Source organism: Amycolatopsis sp. NPDC058278, from assembly GCF_042881395.1.
GTDB lineage: Bacteria > Actinomycetota > Actinomycetes > Mycobacteriales > Pseudonocardiaceae > Amycolatopsis.
Map to the genome: position 1 here is coordinate 43,499 of NZ_JBHVXZ010000045.1, position 24,304 is coordinate 67,802.

The 24,304-nt window shown below is 72.4% G+C and carries 26 protein-coding genes; 12 read left to right on the forward strand and 14 right to left on the reverse strand.

The features are described from left to right. The first annotated feature begins 88 nt into the window (after positions 1–88). Both ACFVYA_RS23730 and ACFVYA_RS23735 read left to right on the forward strand, forming a co-directional pair. Positions 89–1,033 (forward strand): 2-hydroxyacid dehydrogenase, encoded by a 945-nt coding sequence (locus ACFVYA_RS23730; RefSeq protein WP_387047959.1) that lies wholly within the window; start codon positions 89–91, stop codon positions 1,031–1,033. Continuing rightward, positions 1,030–2,151 (forward strand): glycerate kinase, encoded by a 1,122-nt coding sequence (locus ACFVYA_RS23735; protein ID WP_387047961.1) that lies wholly within the window; start codon positions 1,030–1,032, stop codon positions 2,149–2,151. Before ACFVYA_RS23730 ends, ACFVYA_RS23735 begins: the two co-directional genes overlap by 4 nt. A 101-nt stretch (positions 2,152–2,252) precedes the next feature. Here ACFVYA_RS23735 and ACFVYA_RS23740 read toward each other — a convergent pair whose 3' ends face one another. Further along, the gene (locus ACFVYA_RS23740; RefSeq protein WP_285989141.1) at positions 2,253–2,546 is read right to left on the reverse strand and encodes an iron-sulfur cluster biosynthesis family protein; all 294 of its coding nucleotides are present in this window, start codon (positions 2,544–2,546) and stop codon (positions 2,253–2,255) included. Between the two features lie 82 nt (positions 2,547–2,628). After that, positions 2,629–3,039 (reverse strand): hypothetical protein, encoded by a 411-nt coding sequence (locus ACFVYA_RS23745; protein WP_387047963.1) that lies wholly within the window; start codon positions 3,037–3,039, stop codon positions 2,629–2,631. A 149-nt stretch (positions 3,040–3,188) separates the two neighbouring features. On the opposite strand from ACFVYA_RS23745, the gene ACFVYA_RS23750 reads away from it, so the two are divergent. The 4 genes from ACFVYA_RS23750 (at position 3,189) to shbA (ending at position 5,411) form a co-directional block, all read left to right on the forward strand. After that, a complete protein-coding gene (locus ACFVYA_RS23750) occupies positions 3,189–3,668 on the forward strand; it encodes a GtrA family protein (RefSeq protein WP_285989139.1) in 480 nt (159 codons plus the stop codon). 11 nt (positions 3,669–3,679) lie between these two features. Next, positions 3,680–4,033, forward strand: a complete 354-nt coding sequence (locus ACFVYA_RS23755) for a YidH family protein (protein WP_285989138.1) — start codon at positions 3,680–3,682, stop codon at positions 4,031–4,033. Between the two features lie 171 nt (positions 4,034–4,204). Continuing rightward, the gene (locus tag ACFVYA_RS23760) at positions 4,205–4,501 is read left to right on the forward strand and encodes a DUF202 domain-containing protein (protein WP_387047966.1); all 297 of its coding nucleotides are present in this window, start codon (positions 4,205–4,207) and stop codon (positions 4,499–4,501) included. 322 nt (positions 4,502–4,823) lie between these two features. Next, complete coding sequence (shbA, locus tag ACFVYA_RS23765) at positions 4,824–5,411, forward strand: RNA polymerase sigma factor ShbA (RefSeq protein WP_285989136.1); 588 nt, start codon at positions 4,824–4,826, stop codon at positions 5,409–5,411. A 35-nt stretch (positions 5,412–5,446) separates the two neighbouring features. Here shbA and ACFVYA_RS23770 read toward each other — a convergent pair whose 3' ends face one another. From ACFVYA_RS23770 to ACFVYA_RS23780, 3 genes are read right to left on the reverse strand one after another with little or no spacing between them, the layout of a single operon-like run. After that, positions 5,447–6,298, reverse strand: a complete 852-nt coding sequence (locus ACFVYA_RS23770; RefSeq protein WP_387047968.1) for an amidohydrolase family protein — start codon at positions 6,296–6,298, stop codon at positions 5,447–5,449. Further along, positions 6,295–7,263 (reverse strand): aldo/keto reductase, encoded by a 969-nt coding sequence (locus tag ACFVYA_RS23775; RefSeq protein WP_387047970.1) that lies wholly within the window; start codon positions 7,261–7,263, stop codon positions 6,295–6,297. Before ACFVYA_RS23775 ends, ACFVYA_RS23770 begins: the two co-directional genes overlap by 4 nt. A gap of 5 nt (positions 7,264–7,268) precedes the next feature. After that, positions 7,269–7,433: a hypothetical protein gene (locus tag ACFVYA_RS23780; RefSeq protein WP_285989133.1), complete on the reverse strand. Its 165-nt coding sequence runs from the start codon at positions 7,431–7,433 to the stop codon at positions 7,269–7,271. 80 nt (positions 7,434–7,513) lie between these two features. Here ACFVYA_RS23780 and ACFVYA_RS23785 point away from each other — a divergent pair, with 80 nt between their 5' ends. After that, positions 7,514–8,260: a FadR/GntR family transcriptional regulator gene (locus ACFVYA_RS23785; RefSeq protein ID WP_387047972.1), complete on the forward strand. Its 747-nt coding sequence runs from the start codon at positions 7,514–7,516 to the stop codon at positions 8,258–8,260. A 42-nt stretch (positions 8,261–8,302) separates the two neighbouring features. Here the strand turns inward: ACFVYA_RS23785 and ACFVYA_RS23790 are convergent, their stop codons facing one another. From ACFVYA_RS23790 to ACFVYA_RS23815, 6 genes are all read right to left on the reverse strand, one after another. Beyond that, positions 8,303–9,316 (reverse strand): ABC transporter permease, encoded by a 1,014-nt coding sequence (locus ACFVYA_RS23790; protein WP_387047974.1) that lies wholly within the window; start codon positions 9,314–9,316, stop codon positions 8,303–8,305. Then, positions 9,313–10,836, reverse strand: a complete 1,524-nt coding sequence (locus ACFVYA_RS23795; protein ID WP_387047976.1) for a sugar ABC transporter ATP-binding protein — start codon at positions 10,834–10,836, stop codon at positions 9,313–9,315. The genes ACFVYA_RS23790 and ACFVYA_RS23795 overlap by 4 nt, the downstream gene beginning before the upstream one ends. Further along, entirely contained in the window at positions 10,833–11,864 is a 1,032-nt protein-coding gene (locus tag ACFVYA_RS23800; RefSeq protein ID WP_387047978.1) for a sugar ABC transporter substrate-binding protein, read from the reverse strand. The genes ACFVYA_RS23795 and ACFVYA_RS23800 overlap by 4 nt, the downstream gene beginning before the upstream one ends. A 63-nt stretch (positions 11,865–11,927) precedes the next feature. Beyond that, positions 11,928–12,671: an SDR family NAD(P)-dependent oxidoreductase gene (locus tag ACFVYA_RS23805; protein WP_387047980.1), complete on the reverse strand. Its 744-nt coding sequence runs from the start codon at positions 12,669–12,671 to the stop codon at positions 11,928–11,930. Next, positions 12,664–13,968, reverse strand: coding sequence for an enolase C-terminal domain-like protein (locus ACFVYA_RS23810; RefSeq protein ID WP_387047982.1), 1,305 nt, complete (start codon positions 13,966–13,968; stop codon positions 12,664–12,666). The genes ACFVYA_RS23805 and ACFVYA_RS23810 overlap by 8 nt, the downstream gene beginning before the upstream one ends. Positions 13,969–13,970: 2 nt before the next feature. Beyond that, complete coding sequence (locus ACFVYA_RS23815; protein WP_387047984.1) at positions 13,971–14,822, reverse strand: fumarylacetoacetate hydrolase family protein; 852 nt, start codon at positions 14,820–14,822, stop codon at positions 13,971–13,973. A 207-nt stretch (positions 14,823–15,029) separates the two neighbouring features. On the opposite strand from ACFVYA_RS23815, the gene ACFVYA_RS23820 reads away from it, so the two are divergent. Beyond that, complete coding sequence (locus ACFVYA_RS23820; RefSeq protein ID WP_387047986.1) at positions 15,030–16,235, forward strand: multidrug effflux MFS transporter; 1,206 nt, start codon at positions 15,030–15,032, stop codon at positions 16,233–16,235. Here the strand turns inward: ACFVYA_RS23820 and ACFVYA_RS23825 are convergent. Continuing rightward, positions 16,225–16,479, reverse strand: a complete 255-nt coding sequence (locus ACFVYA_RS23825) for a hypothetical protein (RefSeq protein WP_285989124.1) — start codon at positions 16,477–16,479, stop codon at positions 16,225–16,227. The two genes, ACFVYA_RS23820 and ACFVYA_RS23825, sit on opposite strands and share 11 nt — an antisense overlap. A gap of 54 nt (positions 16,480–16,533) precedes the next feature. Here ACFVYA_RS23825 and ACFVYA_RS23830 point away from each other — a divergent pair, with 54 nt between their 5' ends. Beyond that, positions 16,534–17,253, forward strand: coding sequence for a MerR family transcriptional regulator (locus ACFVYA_RS23830; RefSeq protein WP_387047989.1), 720 nt, complete (start codon positions 16,534–16,536; stop codon positions 17,251–17,253). On the opposite strand, the gene ACFVYA_RS23835 is transcribed toward ACFVYA_RS23830, so the two are convergent. Further along, positions 17,246–18,469: an NAD(P)/FAD-dependent oxidoreductase gene (locus ACFVYA_RS23835; protein ID WP_387047991.1), complete on the reverse strand. Its 1,224-nt coding sequence runs from the start codon at positions 18,467–18,469 to the stop codon at positions 17,246–17,248. The two genes, ACFVYA_RS23830 and ACFVYA_RS23835, sit on opposite strands and share 8 nt — an antisense overlap. Before the next feature lie 206 nt (positions 18,470–18,675). On the opposite strand from ACFVYA_RS23835, the gene ACFVYA_RS23840 reads away from it, so the two are divergent. From ACFVYA_RS23840 to ACFVYA_RS23850, 3 genes are all read left to right on the forward strand, one after another. Then, positions 18,676–18,876: a hypothetical protein gene (locus ACFVYA_RS23840; protein WP_387047992.1), complete on the forward strand. Its 201-nt coding sequence runs from the start codon at positions 18,676–18,678 to the stop codon at positions 18,874–18,876. Positions 18,877–19,000: 124 nt separating this feature from the next. Continuing rightward, on the forward strand, positions 19,001–20,983 hold the full coding sequence (locus ACFVYA_RS23845; protein ID WP_387047994.1) for an SDR family oxidoreductase: 1,983 nt from the start codon (positions 19,001–19,003) through the stop codon (positions 20,981–20,983). Positions 20,984–21,283: 300 nt separating this feature from the next. Further along, complete coding sequence (locus ACFVYA_RS23850; protein WP_387047996.1) at positions 21,284–23,062, forward strand: hypothetical protein; 1,779 nt, start codon at positions 21,284–21,286, stop codon at positions 23,060–23,062. Here the strand turns inward: ACFVYA_RS23850 and ACFVYA_RS23855 are convergent. Next, positions 23,059–24,210: an FAD-dependent oxidoreductase gene (locus tag ACFVYA_RS23855; RefSeq protein ID WP_387047998.1), complete on the reverse strand. Its 1,152-nt coding sequence runs from the start codon at positions 24,208–24,210 to the stop codon at positions 23,059–23,061. The two genes, ACFVYA_RS23850 and ACFVYA_RS23855, sit on opposite strands and share 4 nt — an antisense overlap. Between the last annotated feature and the right edge of the window lie 94 nt (positions 24,211–24,304).

The following is a 24,304-nucleotide window of genomic DNA, read 5'->3' on the forward strand; positions in this document are numbered from 1 at the left end:
GCCGGTGACATCCGGGGCTTCGCCCCAAGTCGGGGCTCCGCCACCCGAACCCCCGAAAACCGTCGGTGCGGTGACCTAGGCTGTCGGGGTGGCCAAGATCGCGGTGACCCGATGGATTCCCGACGACGCGGTGAAGCTCCTCGCCGAAGCGGGCGAGGTGGCGGTCTCCCCCGCCGACCGGCCGTTGACGCCTGCCGAACTGCACGAGTTCGTCGGCGGCGCGTCGGCCGTGGTTGGGATGCTGCACGACCGGCTCGACGGCGCGCTGGCCGACGCCGCCGGTCCCGGGCTGAAGGTGGTCGCGAACGTCGCCGTCGGGTACGACAACGTCGACGTCGCGGCGCTGGCCGAACGCGGCGTCGTCGTCACCAACACGCCGGGTGTGCTCACCGACGCCACCGCCGACCTCGCCTTCGGGCTGCTGCTCGCCGTCACGCGACGCCTCGGCGAAGGCGAACGGCTGCTGCGCTCGCGCACGCCGTGGTCGTTCCACCTCGGCTTCCTGCTCGGCTCCGGTCTGCAGGGCAAGACGCTCGGCGTCGTCGGGTTCGGGCAGATCGGGCGGGCGATGGCGCACCGGGCGTCGGCGTTCGGGATGTCCGTCGTCTACTCCGGACGGTCCAAAAAGGACACCGATGCCGGATTCGTGTCGTTCGAGGAGCTGCTCGCGCGCGCGGACGTCGTCTCGCTGCACTGCCCGCTGACGCCCGAGACGCGGCACCTCATCGACGCCGCCGCGTTGCGCGCCATGAAACCCGGCGCGTACCTGGTGAACACGACCCGCGGCCCGGTCGTCGACGAAGCCGCGCTGGCCGACGCGCTGGAAGCCGGGGAGATCGCCGGGGCCGCCCTCGACGTGTTCGAGAAGGAACCCGAGGTCGAACCGCGGCTGCTCGGCCGGGACGACGTCGTGCTCAGCCCGCACCTGGGTTCGGCGACGGTCGAGACCCGCACCGCGATGGCCGTGCTGGCCGCGCGCAACGTCACGGCGGTGCTCGCCGGGCGTCCCCCGCTGACGGAGGTGAAGCCGTGACCCGTGTCGTCATCGCGCCCGACAAGTTCAAGGGCAGTCTCACCGCGGTCGAGGCCGCGGAGGCGATCGCGCTCGGCGTGCGCGATGCCTTGCCGGACGCGGAAATCGTCACCTGCCCGGTCGCCGACGGCGGGGAGGGCACCCTGGACGTCCTGGAAGCCGCGGGCGCGCGGATCGTGCGGCTGGCGGTTCGCGGGCCGCTCGAGGAGCCGGTTCAGGCGCGGTACGCGGTGCTGGACGGCACGGCGTACATCGAATCCGCGCGCGCGTGCGGCATCGAATTCGTCGAGCCCTCGCCGGCGACCGCGCTGGCCGCGCACACCTGGGGCGTCGGCGAGCTGCTGGCGGACGCGCTGATCCACGGCGCCAGGCAGCTCGTGCTCACGGTCGGCGGCACGGCCAGCACCGACGGCGGTGCCGGGATGCTGGGCGCACTGGGCGCCGGCGTGCTCGACGCGTTCGGTGCGCCGGTCGGCCTGGGCGGCGGGACGCTGACGCGAGTGGCGTCGACCGAGCTGACGCCGGTGCGGGAACGGCTGGAGGGCGTGCGCGTGGCGGTCGCGACCGACGTGACGAACCCGCTGCTGGGCCCGGATGGCGCGGCGGCGGTGTTCGGGCCGCAGAAGGGGGCCGGGCGTTCGGAGGTGGCACTGCTCGAAGAGGGACTGACGCGGTGGGCCCACGCGCTGCAGGTGGGCGGCGCGCCGGACGTCGCCCGGGTGCCGGGGGCGGGCGCCGGCGGCGGCGTGGCGGCGGGGGCGATCGCGCTCGGGGCGAGCGTCGAGTCCGGGTTCGACCTCATCGCCGGGCTGACCGGGGTCGATCAGGCGCTGGACGGCGCGGATCTCGTGATCACCGGCGAGGGATCGCTGGACGAGCAGAGCTTGAACGGCAAGGCCCCGGCGGGCATCGCCGACCGGGCGCGGCCGCGCGGGGTGCCGCTGATGGCGCTGGCGGGCCGGATCCAGCTCGACGCGGCGGGGCTCGCGCGGCTGGGCGTGGTGGGGAGCAGCGCGTTGATCGATCACGCGCCTTCGCTGGACCACGCCCGCACTCACGCGGCGGAGTTGCTGCGGGTCCGGGCGGCGGAACTGGTCCGCGCTTGGCGGGCGGGGTAGCGGCGGACGCTCCGGGCCGCCGCGACCGGATGCCGCCGTGGCACGCGGCGCGAGCGAACGGACCTTTCGCACCCGAGGTGCGAAAGGCCCGTCCGCCGCGGTCAGCTCGTGTGCTGGGGCAGCACGGCGAACGCCACGCCGCCCGCTTGGTCCTCTTGGACGTCGAGCACCTTGTCGTCCAGCAGCGCGGCCGCCTGGGGCTCGAGGAACACCTTCGGCCCCTCTTCGGTGCCCAGCACGCTGTCGCCCGCTGCCGGCTCGGGGGCCACCGACAGCGCCAGCTGGGCGCTTTCGCCGTCGGTGTTCTGGACCGCCAAGCGGAGCCCGGCGTCGCCCTCCCCCTGGCTCGTCAGGGCGGTGATCGCCTCGGCGGCGGCTTCGGTCACGGTCAGCATCTTCGGCCTTCCCTTCGTCGCGGTCCGATGCACTGAGGTCCCCACGCTAGGGGCGTCCGAACGGACGTGCAGCCTGAGCGGATCAGCCCTGCCGCGCCGCGCGAATGGCATCCGCCACCGATTCGCCGGCGTAGTCCGTCGTCTCGCGGCGGCCCTGGTTCGAGTGCCGGCGGGGCACCGTCTCCTCCGGGACCACCGGCTCGAAATCCGGGGGTGCGTCCTCGATCGTCTCGTCGAGCTCCGCCGCCGGCGTCGCCGCGAGCGGGCGCTCCGGCACCGGCTCCGGCTCGGCGTCCGGCACCTCTTCGGCCAGGCGCTGGTCCATCGGCTCGCCTTCGCGAACCTCCCGGGGCGTGGTGCCGTAGCGGTTGGCGGCGCTCCAGTGCTCGGGTGGCTCGATGCCCTCTTCGAGCGAGTCAACGCGCAGTTCGTCCTCGTCCAGCGCCTCGCTGGGGCTCAAGCTCTGCGATTCGGCCGAGTCACGGTCACTCACTGGCCCTCCTGGCGCATCGAAAATTTGTCGTCGCCGGTGACCTACCCCGGCCGGCGGGGCGGCGAAACCCCCGCGGTGTCACGGGGATCACATTTCTTCAACTGGTTTAACACATTCACAAGTTTGTGAACGCGAGGTAGGTTGGGATCATGGCCACCACCAGGTGCGCACCGGAGCACCGGCTGCTCGCCACCGACCCGGACCGCCACCACGAGCTCGGCACGCACGCGGCGTGGTACGTCGTGGCCGGCGTGGTGACCACCGGCCTGCAGGCCGTCCTGTTCCTCCTGCTGCGCGACGAGCTCGGCTCCCAGGTGGCGAACCTGGTCGCGATCGCGCTCACCACGGTCGGGAACACCGAGTTCCACCGCCGCGTCACCTTCGCCGGGCGTCCCAGCAACGCCGGGAAACGGCACTTGCAGGATCTGCTCACCTTCGCCTTCTACGCCCTGTACGGCTCAGCCGTGCTGGCCGTCCTCGACGCCTTCGTCGACCGGCCGACGTCGTGGGAGGAAACCGGCACGCTGCTGCTGGCCAGCCTGGTCGGCGGGTTCGTGCGGTTCGCCGTGCTGCGCTGGTGGGTCTTCGCGCACCGCACCGGACCGGCCGCGGCCGCCCACACCGGCTAGCGTCTGCGGGCGTGGCGTCGGACGACATCAAGCCCCACTCGGGCGGCACCGAACCGGACTACCGCTTCACGCTGGCCAACGAACGCACCTTCCTCGCCTGGCTCCGCACGGCCCTCGGCCTGCTCGCGGGCGGCGTGGCCGTGCACCAGCTGGTGCCGTCGCCGGCCGCGGCGAGCACGGTGCTCGCCGGGCTGTGCGTCGCGCTGGCCGCCGTCCTCGCCGCGACGGCGTACCCGCGGTGGCGGCGGGTGCAGATCGCGATGCGGGCCGGCGACCCCCTGCCGCCGAGCCGGATGATCCTGGCGCTGACGGGCGGCCTGCTGGCGCTCATCGTCGCCGCGGCCGTGCTGCTGGTGGTCTCGTGAGTGACACGGAAGGCTGCGGACGGTGACGGCCGCGAAAACCGGTCCGCATGCCCGGCCTTCCCGCCGAGCCGGACGACCCGACGTGGAGGACGAGCGCCGCCGGACGCGAATACCGCTGGTTCGCGATTATCGTGACGTCAAAAGTACCGTCAAACGACTCGAGATCCGGCCGTGACCACCCCCACCGGCGCTCAGGCCGAGCGCACCGGCCTCGCCTGGCGGCGGACCGCGCTCTCATCCGCCGGCTGCACGGTACTGCTCCTGCACTCCGCCGCCCAGCGCCATTGGGGTGGCACGCTGGTCCCCGTACTGCTCGCCGCCGGGACGTCTGCCCTGCTGGCGGGCATCGGGATGCACCGCGAACGGGCCTTGCGGGCCGCCGAACCGGGGCCGCCGAGCCCCGTACTGCCGGCCATCGCGTCGCTCGCCGTGACCGTGACGGCCGCTTCCGTGGTCGTCTTCCACTGACGAGTGAACTCGGCACATCCTGAAACCGATTAATCGCAATGTGCGGGTGCGGGTCGCGGGAACATCACGGTCCCTACTGCTAACGGGGTATTGGTCGTTGAAATCTGGACTGACCCACCCGGAGGTGCTTACGATTACCCTGCGTCGCACGGACCGCAGATGCACCTTGATCTACCCGAGCATCTGCGATGGATCAGTTACGGAGTGTTGAACCCCCGGCAGCGACGGTCGAGGGTCGGCCGGGGAGACGACCATGACAGCACCGCCGAGGACCACCGAAGCATCCGCTTCCAGCGTTCGCGATTATCGCACTCCCGAGTCATTGCCCCGCCCGGGCGGACGGCTCACCAAGGAGGACCTCGACCCGCTCGTGAAGGACGCGGGCGGGGGCAACCCGGCCGCGATCCACTCGCTGCTGCAGATGATCGAGCCGGTGGTGGTCCGCTACTGCCGCGCCCGCATGGGCGGCCGGGACCTCTCCTACCTGTCGGCCGACGACGTCGCCCAGGAAGTCTGCCTCGCCGTGCTCAAGGCCCTGCCCGACTACCAGGACCGCGGCGGCTCCTTCCTGTACCTGGTCCACGCGATCGCGGCCAACAAGGTCGCCGACGCCTACCGAGCCGTCGCCCGCGACCGCTCCGAGCCCGTCCCCGAGCTCCCGGAGCGCCCCCTGGTCTCCGGCAACGAGCCCGAGAGCCACGCGCTGCACCTCGACCTCGGCGCCCGCCTCGGCCGGCTGCTCGCCTCCCTGCCCCGGGTGCAGCAGGAGATCCTGACCCTGCGCATCGCCGTCGGCTTCTCCGCGACCGAAACCGCCGAAGCCCTGGGGATTTCCGCGGGCAACGTCCGCGTGACGCAGCACCGGGCCCTGACCCGGCTGCGCGGCATGATCCGCGACGACGAGTTCTGACAAGCCATTTCAGCGGCGGGCGGGGAAACCTCTCTTTACCCCCTGGAGGAGGTGGCCCCGCCCGCATCCAGCCGATAGACCGTGCGGGCGTTGTGCTCGAAGACGGCCAGGCGCTCGGCGTCCGACAGCGAGCCCGTCAGGGCGATCGCCGCGTCGAGGACGAGTTCGTAGGACGCCGCCAGTTCGCAGACCGGCCAGTCCGAGCCGAACAGCAGGCGCGCCGGGCCGAACGCCGCCAGCACATGGTCGACGTACCGGCGCAGGTGCCCGACCTCCCAGCCCGTCCAATCGGCCTCGGTGACCAGCCCGGACAGCTTGCAGACGACGTTCTCGCGCGCCGCCAGCGCGGCCACGCCGGACGCCCACGGCTCCCAGTCCCCCGCCGCGATCGGGGGCTTCGCCGCGTGGTCGAGGACCAGGCGCAGCTGGGGCAGCCGCAACGCCACCTCGGCCGCGGCCGGCAGCTGCGAGGGGCGGACCAGCAGGTCGAACGCCAGCCCCGCCGCCGCCACGGTGCTCAGCCCGGCGACCACTTCCGGCCGCAGCAGCCAGTCGTCGTCCGGCTCGCCCTCCACCCGGTGCCGGATCCCGACCAGCGGGCCGTCGAGGGCGGCCAGCCGGTCGGCGACGTCCGGAGCGGTGAGGTCCACCCAGCCGACCACGCCCGCGATCACGGGCTCCGCCGCCGCGGTCGCGAGGAACTCCGCCGTCTCCTCTTCCGACGACACCGTCTGGACCAGGACGGTCGCGTGCACGCCCGCCGCCTTCGTCACCGCGCGCAGGTCGCCGGCCGTGTACGGGCGGCGGATCGGGTCCATGGCCGTCCCCGCCATCCACGGGTACTCGCGCCGCGAGGGGTCCCACAGGTGGTGGTGCGCGTCGATCATGAGACTCCTTCGGCGATGACGACGTCGGCGCGCAGCAGTCCCGCGTCGGCCAGCTCGGTCCACAGGGCCGTCGGCACGGCCGTCCTGGCCCGCCGCGCGTTCACGCCGACCTGCTCCGGATCATGCGCGCCGACGACCACCGACGCCACCACGGGATGCGCCATCGGCAGCGCCAGCGCCGCTTCCGGCAGCTCGACGCCGTGCCGCGCGCAGACCCGGGCGATCCGCCGGGCCCGCTCGACCAGCTCCGCCGGCGCTTCGGCGTAGTCGTAGACCCGGCCCGGTTCGGCGGTCGCCAGGATCCCGCCGTTGAACGCGCCCCCGACCACCACGCGGACGTCCCGCGCGGCGCACAACGGGAACAGCTCGTCCAGCGCGGGCTGGTCGAGCAGCGTGTAGCGGCCGGCCACCAGCAGGACGTCCAGGTCGGTGCGGCGGACGAACTCGGCCAGCATCGGCGCCTGGTTCATCCCGGCCCCGAACGCGCCGATCACGCCCTGCTCCCGCAGCTCCCGCAGCGCGGGGAAGGCACCGCGCAGGGCGTCCTCGAAGTGATCGTCGGGGTCGTGGACGTAGACGATGTCGACGCGGTCGAGGCCCAGCCGGGTCAGGCTCTCCTCGAGCGAGCGCAGGACGCCGTCGCGGCTGAAGTCCCACCGGCGCTTGTACGCGGCCGGCACGGCGAAGCCCTGGTCGTCCCGGGCGCCGGCGCCGTCCGGGTTCGGCTCCAGCAGGCGGCCGACCTTCGTCGAGAGCACGTACTCGTCCCGCGGGTACGAGCTCAGTGCCGCGCCCAGCCGGGCCTCCGACAGGCCGAGGCCGTAGTGCGGCGCGGTGTCGAAGTAGCGGATGCCCTCGTCCCACGCGCGCCGGACGGTCGCGGCCGCCGTTTCGTCGCTGATCGCGTGGTACAGGTTGCCCAGCTGCGCGCAGCCGAGCCCCAGCGGGGACAGGGAGAGTTCCAACGCGGTCACTCCTTCACCGGCGGTTCCCAGACCGGTCCGAGGCCGGTGTCGTCGCCGGAGCAGTCGTCTTCGAGGACGTGGAACAGGGCGGGTCCGTTACGCCGGGTCCGCCGGGAGGGGACACCGGCTGCGCGCGGAGCCACCCGTTGTGGTGTGCGCTGGTGGGTCATCGCCCCTCCTTCGCCGGGACATGGCACGCTGGGGAGTAACACCGAAACATCCGAGGTCTGTTGCAGGGAGGGCGGACGCGATGCCCGTCACCGATGTCGCGATCGACAAGATCAAGGACATGATCATCACCGGCGAGCTGGCGCCGGGCGACCGGCTGCCGAAGGAGGCCGAGCTGGCCCAGCGGCTCGGGCTGTCGCGCAGTTCCCTGCGGGAGGCCGTCAAGGCGTTGTGCCTGATCAGGGTGCTCGACGTCCGCCAGGGCGACGGCACGTACGTCACCAGCCTCGAGCCCAACCTGCTGCTCGACGCCATGACGTTCGTCGTCGACTTCCACCGCGACGACACCGTGCTCGACTTCCTGGCCGTGCGCCGGATCCTGGAGCCCGCCGCGACCGCGCTGGCCGCGCTGCACATGAGCGACGCCGACATCGCGGAGCTCGGCGCGCTGCTCAGCGAGCTGGAGGACTCGCCGACCGTGGAAGCGCTGGTCGCCAACGACCTGCAGTTCCACCGCAAGATCGCCGACGGCTCCGGCAACCCCGTGCTCTGCTCGCTGCTCGACAGCCTCTCCGGGCCGACCGCGCGCGCCCGGATCTGGCGTGGCCTCACCCAGGAGGGCGCGGTCGCGAAGACCCGCGAACAGCACTCGGCGATCTACGAGGCCATCGCCGCGCGCGAGCCGGAACTGGCCCGCTCGTGGGCGACCGTGCACGTCGCGGGCGTGGAGCAGTGGCTGCGCAACGCCCTGGGCACCGCGGACGACCCGACGGTGCTCGATCAGACAGGGCCCGAACCGGACGCCGAGCCGGCCGCGGAAGCCTCGTAGCACACGCCCTCCTGAGAACGTCGGATCTCCACGGGGTGAGCGTCAGGTTTGGGGCTTTCCGCCCGCGTACCGGGCGATGATCAGCGCGACCAGGATGATGGCGCCGTAGATCGCCCCCTGCCACTCCGCCGTGACGTGCGCGTAGTTGAGCAGGCTGGCCACCGATGCCAGCAGCAGGACGCCGGTGAGGGCGCCGACCAGGGTGCCCTTGCCGCCGTCGAGCGAGACGCCGCCGATCACCGCCGCCGCGAAGACCTGCAGGATCATCCCCGAGCCTTGGTTCGCGCCCAGCGCGCCGACGTAACCGGTGTACGCGAGCCCGCCGATCGCGGCGAGGATCCCGGCGACGACGAACACCGCCCACGCGATCCGGTCGACGCGCACGCCCGCCGCCCGCGCGGCCTCGCGGTTGCCGCCGATCGCGTACAGCGCGCGGCCGACGCGGTGGTAGCGCAGCACCCAGCCGGCGACCGCGAACAGCGCCGCGGCCAGCCACACCGACATCGGCAGCCCGAGGAACGTCGTCGTCGCCAGGTCGGTGAACGAGTCCGGCAGGTTGAACAGCGTCTTGCCCTTGGTCGACCCGACCTGCACCCCACGCAGCACGGTGAGCATGGCCAGGGTGACGATGAAGGCGTTCAGCTTCAGCTTCACGATCAGGAAGCCGTTGACGAACCCGACCAGCGCCCCGCACAGCGGGATCACCAGCAGCCCGACCGCGGCGGGCAGCTCGACGCCGAAGCCGGCCGACGCCGCCGGGATCACGACCATCGCGCCCAGCGCCGGTGCCAGGCCCATCGTCGATTCCAGCGACAGGTCGAACTTCCCGGTGATCAGCACGAGCGACTCGCCCAGCACGACCAGGGACAGCGCCGCCGACGCGGTCAGGATGCTGACGATGTTGCTCCAGCCGACGAAGGTGTCGTCGACCAGGCCGCCGATGAGGAACACGACGACCAGGGCGGGCAAGAGCGCGAGTTCACGCAGCCAGACGGCCTTGCGGCGCCGCGGTGGGGCGGGCAGCTCCGTCTGGGGAGAGGTCATCACGTCGGTCACGAAAGCTCGACTCCTTCGATGTCGGCCACGAGGTCGCCGTCGGACCACCCGGCCTGGTGTTCGGCGACCACGGCCCCGGCGCGCAGCACCAGGACCCGGTCGCTCAGGCGCAGGTCGTCGAGCTCGTCGCTGACGATCAGCACCGCCTTGCCCTCGGCGCGCACCCGGTCGACGACCGCGAGCAGCGCCTCCTTCGACTTCACGTCCACACCCGCAGTCGGGTTGATCAGCACGACCACCCGCGGATCGCTCAGCAACGCCCGCGCCAGCACGACTTTCTGCTGGTTGCCGCCGGACAGGTCGGAGACCGGCTGGTCGGCACCCGCGGCCACGATGTCGTAGTCCTTCAGGGCCTGCGACGCCTTCGCGTACCGCGTGGCCGGGGACGCGATCCCGCCGCGGCCCAGCTTGTCCAGGATGGACAGGGTGGCGTTGTCCGCGATCGAGTGCGCCAGCACCAGGCCTTCGTGGTGCCGGTCGCGCGGCACGCACCCGATCCCCGCCCGCAGCGCCGCCGGGATGTCGCCCGGCCGCAGCGGCGACCCGTCGACGCGGATCGTGCCCGCGGACGGTGTCCGCAGGCCGTAGACCGTCTCGGCGACCTGGTGCTTCCCGCTGGCGTTGCTGCCCGCGAGCCCGACGACCTCACCGCGGCGCAGCCGGAAGGAGACGTCACGGAAGCCGTCACCGGCCAGCCCGTCCACCGAAAGGATCTCGTCCGCGCCGGCGTCGAGGGCCTCCCGCGAAGCGGCGTCCCGCACCGACAGGCCGCCCGGCTCGCCTGTCATGGCGTCGACCAGCTCGGCCTTGCCGACCTCGGCCACGGGTGCGGTGAGGACGTGCTTCGCGTCGCGCAGCACGGTCACCGCCTGGCAGACCTCGTAGACCTCGTGCAGGTGGTGCGAGATGAACAGGAACGTCACCCCGCCCGCCTGCATCTGGCGCATCCGTTCGAAGAGCCGCTCGATGGCCTGGCTGTCCAGCTGCGCGGTCGGCTCGTCGAGGACGATGAACCGGGCGCCGTAGGACAGCGCGCGGGCGATCTCGACGAACTGCCGGTCCTCGACCGACAGGTCCCCGGCGGGGGTGTCGACGTCGACGTGCACGTCCCACGAGTCGAGCAGCTCGCGTGCCTTGCGCCGCAACGACTTCCAGCCGATCGAGAACCCGCCGCCCGCCTGCCGGTTGAGGAACAGGTTCTCGGCGACGGTGAGCTGCGGGACGACCATGGCGTGCTGGTACACGCAGGCGACGCGCGCCTTCCACTCGTCCTGTTTGGACAGTGGTGGCGCCGGCCGGCCGCCGAACTCGACGTGCCCGGTGTCCGTGGCGGACAGGCCGGTGAGGATGGAGACGAGCGTCGACTTGCCGGCCCCGTTGCGCCCGACGAGCGCGTGCGACTCGCCGGGGTGCACGGTGAGGCTGACGTCGTGGAGCGCCACGGTGGGGCCGTAGCGCTTGCCGACGCCGTGGGCGCTGACCACCGGGACGGCGGATTCGCCGGCGGGCAGCGCGGTCACAGGTTGTTCCCCCAGAGGGCCTTGTCGTCCACGTTGTCCTTGGTGATGACGGGCGCGGGCAGCTGGTCCTCGAGGATGCCGGGGCTGATCTCGACGATGGTGCTGTCGTGGTCGGTCGGGCCCGGCTTGAACGTCTCGCCCGCCATGGCCTTCTTCAGCCAGTACAGGCCGTACTTCGCGTAGGCGTCGGCCGGCTGCGACACGGTGGCGTCCAGCTCACCGGCGCGGATCGCGGCCAGCTCCTGCGGAATGCCGTCGTTCGAGACGAGCACGATGTGCTTCGGGTCCCCGACCGGGAAGAACAGGTTCTTCCGCTTGAGCGCCTGCTCGGTCGGGGCCAGGTAGACGCCGCCGGCTTGCATGTAGACGCCCTTGATGTCCGGGTTCGCCGTCAGCATGCTGTCCAGCCCGGAGGACGCCTTGTCGGCCTTCCACTCGGCCGGGATCTCCAGCACCTGGATGCCCGGGTACTTCTGCTTCATGCAGTCGCGGAAGGCTTCCGAGCGGTCGCGGCCGTTGACCGAGGCGAGGTCGCCCATGATCTGCACGACCTTGCCGGACTTGACCTTCTCGCCGATCGCTTCGCAGGCTTTGGTGCCGTAGGCCTTGTTGTCGGCGCGCACCACCATGGCGACCTTGCCGCTCTCGGGGGCGACGTCGACCGCGACCACCGGCACGCCCTTGTTCTCCGCCTGCTTGAGCCCGGCGACGATGGCCGCCGAGTCCAGCGGCGTCACGACCAGGCCCTTGACGCCCTGGTTGAGGAAGGTGCCGATGTCGGTGATCAGCTTCGCGGGGTCGCTGTCGGCGTTGACCGTCGGGAGGACGTCGACGCCCTCCTCCTTGGCCATCTTGGGCACGTAGTTGTTGTAGGCCTGCCAGAACGGCGAGGTCAGCAGGGGCAGCGTCGCGCCGACCTTGCCGCCCGCGCCGCCACCCGCCGGGGGCGCCGACGCGTTGTCCTTGGTGGACCCGCAGGCGGCCAGTACCAGGCCGCAGACGGCGGCCGTGGCGGCCACCTGGATCACCCTGTTTTGAAATACCACAGCGCGCACCGCATCCTCCTTGATGACAGCGGAAATCAAGTCTGTTTACTGCTGAACCGGGCCGCGAGGACGCAGGCCGTACATGCCGCCGTCGACCGCGAGCGCGGTGCCGGTGGTCGAGGCGGAAAGGGGACTCGCCAGGTAGGCGATCGCGTTGGCGACCTCCTCCGCGGTGACCAGCCGGCCCATGGGCTGGCGGGCCGCGAGGGCCGCGCGTTCGGCAGCCGGGTCGTCGGCGGCGTCGAGCAGCCGGCCCACCCACGGGGTGTCCGCCGTGCCCGGGCACACGCAGTTGACGCGGATGCGATCGGGCAGGTGGTCGGTCGCCATGGCCAGGGTCAGCGAGAGCACCGCGCCCTTGCTGGCCGAGTAGAGCGCGCGGTTGGGCAGGCCGGCCCAGGCCGCGATGGAGCAGGTGTTGACGATCGCCGCGGACGGCGAATTCCTGAGGTGCGGCAACGCGGCCCGGGCGAGCCGGACCATGCCGAGGACGTTGACGTCGAGCACGCGGTGCCACTCGTCGTCGCTGTTGGCGGTGACGTCGCCCTGGGCGCCGATGCCGGCGTTGTTGACGAGGATGTCGAGACGGCCGAAGCGTTCCACGACGGCATCGATCGCCGAGCGGACCTCGTCGTCCGAGGAGACATCGCAGCGGAAGCCGTCGTCTCCGGGCTTGAGGTCGAGGACCGCGACCTGGGCGCCGCGTCCGGCCAGCAAGGTCGCGACGGCCTGGCCGATGCCCGAGGCGCCTCCGGTGACGGCGGCCACCAGGCCCTCGAATTCACTCACTTGCGGACTCCGTCCACTCGGGACCGTCCGGGAAGCGGAACCGGCGCAGCGTGGCGTCGTGCATGCGCGCGGAGAACCCGGGGGCGGTCGGGGCGAGGTAGCGGCCGCGCTCGACGACGGCCGGGTCGGTGAAGTGCTCGTGCAGGTGGTCGACCCACTCGATGGAACGGTCCGCGTCGGTGCCGGACACCGCCACGAAGTCGAACATCGACAGGTGCCGGACGAGCTCGCAGAGCCCGACGCCGCCGGCGTGCGGGCACACCGGGACGCCGAACTTGGCGGCCAGCAGCAGGATCGCCAGGTTTTCGTTGAAGCCGCCGACGCGCGCGGCATCCAGCTGGAGCACCGAAATGGCGTCCGCCTGCAGCAGCTGCTTGAACATCACGCGGTTCTGCACGTGCTCGCCGGTGGCGATCTTGATCGGCGCGAGGGCCTTGGCGATCGCCGCGTGGCCGAGGATGTCGTCCGGGGACGTCGGCTCCTCGATCCAGTACGGGTCGTACGGCGCGAGCTCGGTCATCCAATCGACGGCCGCTTGGACGTCCCAGCGCTGGTTGGCGTCGACGGCGATCCGGACGTCCGGCCCGACGGTCTCCCGCGCCAGTTTCATCCGCCGGACGTCGTCCTCGAGGTTGCCGCCGACCTTGAGCTTGATCATCTCGAAGCCGTCGGCGACCGCCTGTTCGGCGAGCCGCACGAGTTTGGCGTCCGCGTACCCGAGCCAGCCCGGGGACGTGCTGTAGGCGCGGTAGCCGTGCGCTTCGAGCTGTTTCTCCCGTTCGGCACGACCGGGTTCCGCCCGCCGCAGGATCTCCAGGGCTTCGGCCTCGGTGAGCGCGTCGGACAGGTACCGGAAGTCGACCAGTGACACCAGTTCTTCGGGCGTCATCCGCGCCGCGAACTGCCAGACGGGGAGGTTCGCGCAGCGGGCGGCGAGATCCCACGCGGCGTTGACGATCGCCCCGACCGCCATGTGCGCGACGCCTTTTTCCGGGCCCAGCCAGCGGAACTGCGAGTCGCCGACGAGGGTGCGGGACAGGTCGCCGAGCGCGGCCGCGTCCTCCGGGACGTCCCGGCCGACGACGTGCGGGGCCAGCGCGCGGATCGCGGCGGCCTGGACGTCGTTGCCGCGGCCGATGGTGAACGCGAGGCCGTAGCCGTCCGGGCCGCCGTCGGCGTGCAGCACGACGTAGGCGGCGGAGTAGTCCGGGTCGGGGTTCATCGCGTCCGAGCCGTCGAGCTCCTTCGACGTCGGGAACCGGACGTCGAGGACCTCCATGCCGATGATCTTCGCCATGGTCAGACCTGCCTCGCGGTCTGGCGCTGCCGGCCGAGCCCGTCGATTTCGAGCTCGATGACGTCGCCGTCGCGCAGGTACGGCTTCGGGTCGGGCTGCCCGAGCGCGACACCTTCGGGGGTGCCGGTGTTGATCAGGTCACCGGGCCGCAGCACCATCACCTGGCTGAGGTGGTGCACGATCTCGGCGACGCCGAAGATCATGTCCTTGGTGGACGAGTCCTGCTTCTTCTCGCCGTTGACCCACAGCCGCAGGCCGAGGTCCTGCGGGTCGGGCACCTCGCTCGCGGGGACCAGCGCCGGGCCGAGCGGGTTGAAGTTCTCGCACGACTTGCCCTTGTCCCACTGGGCGGTGCGGAACTGCAGCGCGCGCTCGGAGACGTCGTTCGAGACGACGTAACCGGCGACGTACTCCAGGGCTTCGTCGACGCTCTCGAGGTAGCGGGCGGTCTTGCCGATGACGACGCCGAGCTCGACCTCCCAGTCGGTGCTGACCGACCCGCGCGGGATGAGGACGTCGTCGCCGGGCCCGACCACGACGTCCGGCGCCTTCATGAAGACGACCGGCTCGGACGGCGGCGTCGCGCCGGTTTCCTCGGCGTGGCGGCGGTAGTTCATGCCGATGCAGACGACCTTGCCGGGCTGGGCGATCGGCGCGCCGACGCGCAGGCCGGTCTCCGAAGCCGCCGGCAGCTCGCCGGCGGCGAGCGCGGCGGCGGCTCGCGCGATCCCGTCCGCGGCGAGGAAGCCGCCGTCGATGTCGGCGGTGAGGCCGCCCAGTTCGTAGGTCGTGCCGTCGCCGGCGCGCACGAACGGACGCTCACTCCCCGGCTCCCCGAGACGCACAAGCTGCACGGATGTTTCCCTTCACCCACACCGACCAGACATCCGATGTATAGCGCAGTCGTGACCGCCGATCCAGAGCCATCGCCGAATCGGCTGCAAAATTGATCGGATCAGTAGCGGTTGCCGAGTCGGGTGACCACGGCGTGTCACCGATCACAGCCGGAATAGCACCGGCACTGTGCCCGCTGGTCCCGGGTGAGGGGCGAAAGGACGCGCATGACCATCACGGCGGAACGTACCGCGCCGAGCCGGCGGGCGCAGCTGAAGTTCGTCCTCGTCCTGGGCGGCCTCACCGCGTTCGGGCCCCTGTCGATCGACATGTACCTGCCCGCGCTGCCGCGGATGGCGACCGACCTGCACGCGGCGGACAGCACGGTCCAGCTGACGCTCAGCGCGTTCATCGTCGGGCTGGCCCTGGGCCAGCTGGTGCTCGGCCCGCTGTCGGACGCGCTGGGCCGCCGTCGCCCGCTGCTCGCCGGGCTGGCGCTGTACATCGTGGGCTCGGTGCTGTGCGCGGTGAGCCCGGACGCACTCCTGCTGGTCGCGGCGCGGTTCGTGCAGTCCCTCGGCGCCGCGGCGGGCATCGTGATCGCCCGCGCCACCGTGCGGGACCTGTTCTCCGGCACCGCGATGACGAAGTTCTTCTCGACGTTGATGCTGGTCAGCGGGCTGGCCCCGATCCTGGCGCCGCTCATCGGCGGGCAGCTGCTGAACTGGACGTCGTGGCGCGGGGTGTTCGTCGTGCTGACGGCGTTCGGCGTGCTGCTGCTGGCCGTGGTGGTGTTCTTCCTGCCGGAGCCGTCCCCCGCGCGGTCCTCCCTGCGGCTCGGCCGGGTGATGCGCACCTACGCCCGCCTGGCGCTGGACCGTTCGTTCGCCGGCTACGCGCTGGCGTCCGGACTGCTGTTCGCTTCGATGTTCGCCTACATCTCGGGCTCGTCGTTCGCGCTGCAGGGCGTGTACGGGCTCAGCCCGCAGGCGTACAGCGTGGTGTTCGGGGCGAACGGCGTCGGGATCGTGCTGGCCGGCCAGCTCAACGGCCGTCTGGTCGGCCGGATCCGGGAGCGGGCGCTGCTGCGGTCCGGCCTGCTGCTCGGCGTGGCCGGCGGCGCCTTGGTGCTGGCCTCGGTGCTCTTCCGGGCGCCACTGGCCTTGCTCCTGGTGCCGCTGTTCCTGCTGGTGTCGAGCATCGGCCTGGTGATGCCGAACGCGAGTTCACTGGCGCTGGCTTCGCACGCACGCTCGGCCGGAGCGGCTTCGGCGCTGCTGGGCGTGCTGCAGTTCGCGGTGGGCGCGGTGGCGACGCCGCTGGTCGGCCTGGGCGGACCGGGGACCGCGGTGCCGATGGCCGCGACCATGGCCGGGTTCGCCGCCCTGGCGCTCGTGGCGTACCTGGCACTGACCCGCGAAGTCACTTCCTGAGCAGGCGCTCCAGCTCGTCGCCCGCCGGTTCGTGGCCGGCGTCGGCGATCCGCTGCAGCTCCAGCAGGTCGCCCGCGGCGACCGCGCGCCGGGTGAGCAGGGCCCCGGCCCGCTCGCAGCCTTCGTCCAGCAGCTCGCTCAGCTCCTCGACGTCCCCGCGGGCGTCGGCGAGGTCGGCCAGCCGGTCGAGCGCGGTTTCGTTGCCCTCGTCGGCCAGCGCGCGCAGCGTCTCGTGGTCGGTCATGGACCCAGCATGCAACCTTGCCCCTGGGGCAAGGTCAAGTGCGAGGATGGCCGGGTGCTCACCATCGGACAGCTCGCCGGGTACGCCCGCGTGACGGCCAAGACGATCCGCGACTACCACGCGAAGGGCCTGCTCCCCGAGCCGGAGCGCGACAGTTCCGGTTACCGCCGGTACCGCGCGTCCGACGCGGTCGAGCTGATCAAGATCCGCACGCTCGCCGAGGCCGGCGTCCCGCTGGCCCGCATCCGCGAACTCCGCTCCGGCGACGGCCTCGCCGCGGCGCTCCGGCAGATCGACGACGACCTGGCCGCCCGGATCGACGGCTTGCGGGCCACCCGGGAGCGGCTGCGGCGCCTGGCTTCCGGCCGGTTGTCACCCCTGCCGGACGAGGTGGTGGCGTACCTCGCCCGGCTGCCGGGCCTCGGGTTCAGCGAGCGGTGGGTGACGCTGCAGAGCGACCTCTGGCTGCTGGTGTTCGCCACCCAGCCGGAAACGGCTCGCACGAACTTCCGGGACCAGTCGGCGATGCTCGACAACCCGGAACTGCTCTCCCTGGTCCTCGAGTACGACCAGGTGCACGACCTCGGCCCGCACGACCCGCGCGTCGACGCGCTGGCCGACCGGCTCGTTGCCGCGACCCGGGCCCGCTACGGCGCGGAACTGCCCGCGTACGAGCGGGGTTCGGCGATCCCGGCGCTGGTGCAGGGTGCGGTGAACGCGTCGTCCCCGGCCTGGCGACGGCTCGACACCCTCCTGCGGGAACGCCTCAGGTGAGCGACGCCAGGTCCGCCGTCTTCAGCTGCTCCGCCGCCACCTTCGCCTGGCCGTCGACCAAGGCGCCCAGCGCGTCGCCGTCGTCCCACATGTTCACGTTCATCGCCGCCGCCACTTCGCCCTCGCGCAGCCAGAACGCCGTGAACTCGCGGGCAGCCAGGTCGCCGCGGATCACCAGTTCGTCCGACGCCGGGTCCGCCAGGCCGCGGTACTCGCAGCCCAGGTCGTACTGGTCGGTGAAGAAGTACGGCGAGGCCAGGAACGGCTCGTTGCCGCCGAGCAGGTTCTGCGCCACGTGCGCGCCCTGGTCCTTCGCGTTCGCCCAGTGCTCCACGCGGATGCGGCGCCCGAAGCGCGGGTGGAAGTGGGCCGCGATGTCGCCCACCGCGTAGACGTCCGGCGCCGACGTGCGCAGGCCCGCGTCCACGGCCACCCCGCCGTCGTCCGCCAGCTCCAGGCCCGCCGCGTGGGCCAGCTCCACCCTCGGGGCCGCGCCGACCGCGATCAGGACCACGTCCGCCGTCAGCTCTTCGCCGCCGCTCAAGCGCACGCCGCGGACGCCGTCCTGGCCGCCCGTGATCTCCGCGACCTGCTCGCCCAGGCGGTAGTGCACGCCGTTCGAGACGTGCAGGTCCCGGAACACCCCGCCGACCGTCTCGCCGACCACGTTCGCCAGGGGCACCGGCACCGGATCGACGACCGTCACCTCCGCGTGGTGCGTCCGGGCCGCCGCGGCCGCTTCGGAGCCGATCCAGCCGGCGCCGACGATCACCACGCGCTCGGCCGCGATGAACGCCGAACGCAGCTTGAGCGCGTCGTCGAGGGTGCGCAGCGTGAACAAGCCGGGCAGGTCGCCACCGGGCACCGGCAGCCGGCGCGGCCGGGAACCGGTCGCCAGCACCAGCCGGTCGTAGCGGTGTTCGCCGCCCGCGTCGTCGAGCACCAGCCGGGCGCCGAGCTCGATCCGGGTCGCCGTGACGCCGGCGCCGAAGCGGATGTCCTTCTCGGCGTAGAACTTCTCTTCGTGCACCCAGTCGGGTTCGTCGGCGTTGCCCAGCAGCACGCCCTTCGACAGCGGCGGAAGTTCGTACGGGCGGTGCGGGTCCGAGCCCAGCAACAGGATTTCGCCGCTGTAACCGCGTTCGCGCACCGCGGCCGCCGCGGACGCCCCACCCAGGCCCGCACCGACGATGACGATCTTCCGCGGTTCCGACATCCATACCTCCCAGAGACGGCTCGTGAGCCGGACGCTACTCCCGAACCGGCCACGCCACGACCGGTGATTACGCCGAAAAGCCGCGAAGCGCAAGACAAAACTCGCGAGTAGGCAGATCGGGTGAACCAGCGTCATAGCGCCGCCGGGGTCCGCTCCCACCCTCGCACGAAGCACGACCACGACAAGGGAATCGGAGGGCGGCGACCATGAGTCGGGGCGAGTGGTCGATCGGCTGCCGGGATCTGGCCGGCAGGCGCAGGGATGTGACGGTGTTCGTCAGCGACGACAAGGTGGTGCTGGTCGCGCCGCCGGGCGAAGCGGCGGTGCTCGGGCCGCTCGACGTCGGACGGCTGCGGGCCGCCCTGCGGGACGCGGTCGTGGCGACGGCCGACGACGGCGAAAATTGATCGGGGGTTCCGAGGGGGCGCAGCCCCTTCGGCGGGGCCCGGGGTTCGACCCCGGCAAACACTGACAACTATCGTTCCTACTTTCCAGTAGGTTAGAGTCGGTCCCGACGAGAAGGGACCGGCCATGACGACCTACTTCGTGACGGGCGCGACGGGCTTCATCGGAAAACGCCTGGTCGCCCGGCTGCTGAAGCGGCCTGAGACGTCCGCGGTGTACGCGCTGGTCCGGGAGACCTCCCGCGAGCGCCTGGCCACCTCGGCGCGCGACTGGCCGGGCGCGGACAAGCTGCACCCGGTGCTCGGCGACCTCGCCGAACCCCGGCTCGGTGCCGACCCCGCCGAGCTGCCCCACCTCGACCACGTCGTCCACCTCGGCGCGATCTACGACCTCACCGCCGGCGAGGAAGCCAACCGGCGCGCCAACGTCGAGGGCACCCGCCACCTGCTCGCCTTCGCCGCCGCGGCGCGGGCCGGGCTGGTGCACCACGTGTCGTCGATCGCCGTCGCCGGGGACCACGCCGGGCGGTTCACCGAAGCCGACTTCGACCTCGGCCAGCGCTTCGGCTCGCCGTACCACGCGACGAAGTTCCAGGCCGAAAAGCTCGTCCGCGAGCAGCCGCTGCCCTTCCGGGTCTACCGGCCCTCGGCCGTCGTCGGCGACTCGCGCACCGGCGAGATGGACAAGGTCGACGGGCCCTACTACTTCCTCCCGGCGATTTCGCGGCTGGCGGCCCTGCCCCGGCGGCTCCCCCTGGCCGCGCCCGACCTGGGCGCGACGAACCTGGTGCCGGTCGACTACGTCGTCGAGGCGATGGAATTCCTGATGCACCGGGACGCGCCGTCGGGGACGACCTACCACCTGGCCGCCGCGCGCCCGCAGTCGCTCGACTCCGTCTACAACGCCTTCGCGCGCGCCGCGGGCGGACCGGTGATCCGGGCCGTGCTGCCCGCCGGGCCGTCGGGCGCGCTGCGGCGCGCGGGCGGCCGCCTGGCGCACGCGGCCGCGGCCGGGATCGACCGCGTGCCGTGGGGGCGCTGCGGCGCCCGCGCCGCCGTCCTCGAAGAGCTCGGCGTCCCCCTGGCCGTGCTGCCGCACCTGACCATGGACGTCGTCTTCGACACCGCGCGCACCACGACGGCGCTGTTCGGCAGCGGCGTCGAGCTCCCCGAGCTGCGGGACTACGCGGCGCCGCTCTACCGGTACTGGCAGGCCCACCTCGACCCCGACCGCGCGCGCCGCACCCGCGGCCTGGCCGGGCGGACGGTGCTGATCACCGGCGCGTCGTCCGGGATCGGCCGCGCGTCGGCGCTCGCCGTGGCCCGCAAGGGCGCGAAGGTGATCCTCGTGGCACGCCGCGCTTCGGAGCTCGAAGAGGTACGGGCGGAAATCGTCGCGGCCGGCGGCACCGCCGCGGCGTACCCGTGCGACCTCACCGACGGCGACGCCGTCGACGCGCTGGTCAAGGACGTGCTCGGCGACCACGGCGCGGTGGACGTGCTGGTGAACAACGCCGGCCGGTCGATCCGGCGCTCGGTCGCGCTGTCCACGCAGCGGTTCCACGACTTCGAGCGCACGATGGCGATCAACTACTTCGGCCCGGTGCGGCTGATCCTCGGCTTCCTGCCGTCGATGGCCGAGCGCCGGTTCGGCCACGTCGTCAACGTCACGACCCAGGGCCTGCAGACCGACACCCCGCGCTTTTCGGCCTACCTGGCGTCGAAGGCGGCACTGGAGGAGTTCGGGCTGACGGCCGGGCGCGAGACGCTCTCGGACGGCGTCACGTTCACGTCGGTGCGGATGCCGCTGGTCCGGACGCCGATGATCGCGCCGACCGGCTACCGCGGGATCCCCTCCAGCAGCCCGGAACGCGCCGCGGCGCTGGTGGTGAAGGCGTGCGAAGAGCGGCCGGAGATCCTGAGCCTCCCCGAAGGCCGCGCCGCCGAACTGGCGACGCTCGCCGCGCCGCGGCTCGCCCGGTTCGCCGCGCACCTGGCCTACCGGGCGATGCCGGAGTCCGCACCCGAGTCGCGCGGCCTCCCCCGCCGGTCCGCCCCGGCGTCGGTCGCGGCGGCGGTGACCCGGCTCATCTGGCGCCGTCGTGCCTGATTTCCGCGAATTCCGCCGAAACGGTGGCACGCGCGCGACGGTACTTCTACCCTCGCGCGAGTCCCGTGCACCCGTGCGGGCTTCAACTGGGGAGTTCGAAATGCCGGTATTCAGCGTGTTCAGCTCAGGGCAATGCAGCGCCGCGACCGACAAGACGGCCGTGATCGGCACCGCGAGATGAGTCCGGCGAACGCCGCCCCGGCGGATCGGGGCGGCGTTCGCACCGGTCCGCCGGGCGCGGCGGACCGGCCGCTACCATCGCTTCCCGGGTGTGATCGAGAGCGGGAAGGCGGGCGGCGCGTGGACGTGGCGAGTCCTGCGCACGTCGCCGCGACGCCGTCGCCCGGCAGGCAGACCCGGCCGCTGCTGCGCTGGAGCGTCCACGCCGCCTGGGTGCTGCTGCTCGCGCTGGCCACCGAACTCCGCGTCGGCCGCTTCGGCTTCCACCCCTCCGACCAGGGTTTCATCCTCGCCCAGGCGTGGCGCGTGCTGCACGGCGAAGTCCCGCACGCCGACATCATCTCCGCCCGCCCGCTGGGGTCCGCGGTGCTGCACGTCGCCGACTACGCGCTGCCGATGCCCTTGTTCTTCGGCTCCAGCTTCCTGGCCATGGTCCAGATCACCGTGGCCACGATCGCGTTCGCCACGCTGCTCACGCGGCGCCGGGTGCTCGAGTGGGGCCCGGGGATGACGGCGCTGGTCGCGGCCGCGTCGCTGATCAACCTCAACGCGTTCCCGCTGATGGCCTGGCACACCGTGGACGGCATCTTCCTCACCGCGTGCGGCGCCTGGGCCCTGGACGCGGGCCTGCGCACCGGCCGCGCGTTCGCCCGCCGCGGCGGGCTGGCGCTGCTCGGCTGCGCGGTGTTCGTCAAGCAGAGCTTCGTGCTGGCCGTGGTGATCGGCCTCGTCTGGCTGGTGCTGCACCCGGCGACGAGGACAGGCGCGCGCCGCGCGGTCCGGCTGGTCCTCGACCTCCTCGCGCTCGGCGCGCCCGGCCTGGCGTACGTGACGTGGGTGAGTCTCGGCGGCGGCTTCACGGAGATGGTCGAGCAGCTCACCGGCGGCCTGCCCGCCTACGGCGAGCGGCTGCTCGGGCTCTGGCTCGACGATCCGGAGGTGCTGACCAGGGCGCCGGTCCGGGAGCTGGGCTTCTTCGCTGCGATCGCCGTGGTGCTCCTGGCCGTCCGGCTGCCCGGTGACCGGCTGGGCGTGGCCGGGCGGGTGGCGTCCTGGGTGCTGGTGCTCGCCGGCGCCACGGCCGTGGTCTGGACCGTCGTCGACGGCCGGTTCACCGGGTCCACGCGCTGGGCGGACGTCCTGTGGTGGATCGTCGCGGTCAGCGTGCCGGTGAACGCGGCCGTGCGGCGGAAAGTGCCGTGGGCGGGCCTGCTCGTGCTCGCCACCGGGTTCATGATCAGCCTGTCCTGGGGCAACGACACGCCGACGCTGCTCTGCGGCACCCTCGCCCTGACGACGTTGCTGCTGCTGGGCCAGCTGGTCCCGCCCCGCCCGCGGCCGGTTCCCCGCTGGGTGACGGCGACGGCCGGGTGTGTGGCGGTGGCGGTCTGCGGCTGGGTCGTCGCGGCCCGCCACGACGAGGCGGCCTACCTCGACGTCGCCCACGACCGGCTGACCGAGGACCTCGGCGCGGTCACCCCGGCGATGGCCGGCATCCGCACGAACCCGTCGACGTTCACCTTCGTCCGGCAGATCCGCGACTGCCTGGACCGCTTTCCCGCCGCACGGACGGCGATCCTGCCGGACAGCCCGTTCGCCTACCCCGCGTTCGGCCTGCGCAACCCGTTCCCCCTCGAATGGCCGCTGCCGCTGGAGATCATCGGCGACGCGCCCGCGCGCATGCTGGCGAGGACGGACGAGCTGAACCGCGAAGGCGGCTACCTGGTGCTGTTCCAGACGGATTCGTACCGGATGCTCGCCACGGGCGGCCCGGTGCCGGAGTCGATCCCGGCCGACACGCCGGTGTTCGACTACCTGGGGCTGGAGAAGGCGATCCAGGCCCGGCTCACCGGGCGGGCCGTGACCTGCGGCAGCTTCGTCGGGAAGTACGCCCCCTAGGACTCCCGTACGGCACCGGTGAACTCCCGGAACGCGTCGACCAGGATCCGCGGGACGTCGTCTTCCCCCGCCCCGGCGAGGAACTCGTCGAACCGCTTCCCTTCGGCGCCGACCTTGGCGCTGCGCGGGAACATCGCCTCCTCGTACTCCGCGAGCGCGGTTTCGGCGGCACCGGGGTACGCGGCGAGGGCGAGGCCGAGCTCGGCACCGTCGAGCATGGCGAGGTTGGCGCCTTCGCCGTTGGCCGGCATGAGGTGGGCCGCGTCGCCGACCAGCGTCACCCCCGGTGCCCGGTCCCACCGGTGCCCGATCGGCAGGCTGAAGTGCGGCCGCAAGATCGGCGCGGTGTCGCCGTCGGTGATCAGCGCGGTGAGTTCCGGCGCCCAGCCGTCGAACTCCGCGGCGACCCGCGCGGCGGCCGCGGCCGCGTCGGTGAAGTCGATCGCGTCGAACCACTCCAGCGGCCGGGTCAGCGACACGTAGGTGTGCAACGTGTCGCCGCTTTCCCGGTGGGCGTGGATACCCTTGTCCACCGAGGGTGCCATCAGCGAGCCGCCGCCCACCGCCTTCGCGGCGGCGGGGTGGCGGGTGTCGGCGTCGTACAGGTAGATCTCGACGAAGGCTTCGCCGGTGTATTCGGGCGTGGCGCCGGTGAGCAGCGGCCGGATCCGCGACCAGGCGCCGTCGGCACCGACCAGCAGACTCGTGACGACGGTGCCGCCACCGGCGAAGCTCAGCTCGTGGCGGCCGTCGCCGACGGCACGGGCGCCGGTCACCTTGTGTCCCCAGTGGACAGTGCCGTCCGGCAGGGCGTCGAGCAGCATCCGCCGCAGGTCGGCCCGCTGCACCTCGGGTCGGCCGCCCGTGCCGTCGTCGGCCTGTTCGGCCAGCACGGTCCCGTGCCGGTCGAGCACCCGCATCGCCTGCCTGCCCTCCAGCACCAGGCCGCGGAATTCGTCCATGAGCCCGGCCGCCTCGACCGCGAGCTGGCCGTTGTAGTCGTGGATGTCGAGCATCCCGCCCTGCATCCGGGCCATCGGGGACGGCTCGGCCTCGTACACGGTGGCCGGGATGCCGTGGACGTGCAGGACGCGGGCGAAGGTGAGGCCGCCGAGACCGGCGCCGATGATCGTGACCGGGGTGTGCATGCGTGCTCCTTCGGGTTTGCCGTTGCGACACCCGAAGGCTGGCGAAGATCACTGGCGGCCGGCGCACACCGCGCTGGCACGCGCTGGCGGCGCC

Coding starts and splice junctions, on each gene's coding strand:
- ACFVYA_RS23740 (WP_285989141.1), bottom strand. CDS start 2,546: ATGCTGACCGTGACCGAAGCCGCCGCCGAGGCGATCACCGCCCTGACG.
- ACFVYA_RS23750 (WP_285989139.1), top strand. CDS start 3,189: ATGGCCACCACCAGGTGCGCACCGGAGCACCGGCTGCTCGCCACCGAC.
- ACFVYA_RS23770 (WP_387047968.1), bottom strand. CDS start 6,298: ATGATCGACGCGCACCACCACCTGTGGGACCCCTCGCGGCGCGAGTAC.
- ACFVYA_RS23780 (WP_285989133.1), bottom strand. CDS start 7,433: ATGACCCACCAGCGCACACCACAACGGGTGGCTCCGCGCGCAGCCGGT.
- ACFVYA_RS23785 (WP_387047972.1), top strand. CDS start 7,514: ATGCCCGTCACCGATGTCGCGATCGACAAGATCAAGGACATGATCATC.
- ACFVYA_RS23810 (WP_387047982.1), bottom strand. CDS start 13,968: ATGGCGAAGATCATCGGCATGGAGGTCCTCGACGTCCGGTTCCCGACG.
- ACFVYA_RS23820 (WP_387047986.1), top strand. CDS start 15,030: ATGACCATCACGGCGGAACGTACCGCGCCGAGCCGGCGGGCGCAGCTG.
- ACFVYA_RS23825 (WP_285989124.1), bottom strand. CDS start 16,479: ATGACCGACCACGAGACGCTGCGCGCGCTGGCCGACGAGGGCAACGAA.
- ACFVYA_RS23835 (WP_387047991.1), bottom strand. CDS start 18,469: ATGTCGGAACCGCGGAAGATCGTCATCGTCGGTGCGGGCCTGGGTGGG.
- ACFVYA_RS23840 (WP_387047992.1), top strand. CDS start 18,676: ATGAGTCGGGGCGAGTGGTCGATCGGCTGCCGGGATCTGGCCGGCAGG.
- ACFVYA_RS23845 (WP_387047994.1), top strand. CDS start 19,001: ATGACGACCTACTTCGTGACGGGCGCGACGGGCTTCATCGGAAAACGC.
- ACFVYA_RS23855 (WP_387047998.1), bottom strand. CDS start 24,210: ATGCACACCCCGGTCACGATCATCGGCGCCGGTCTCGGCGGCCTCACC.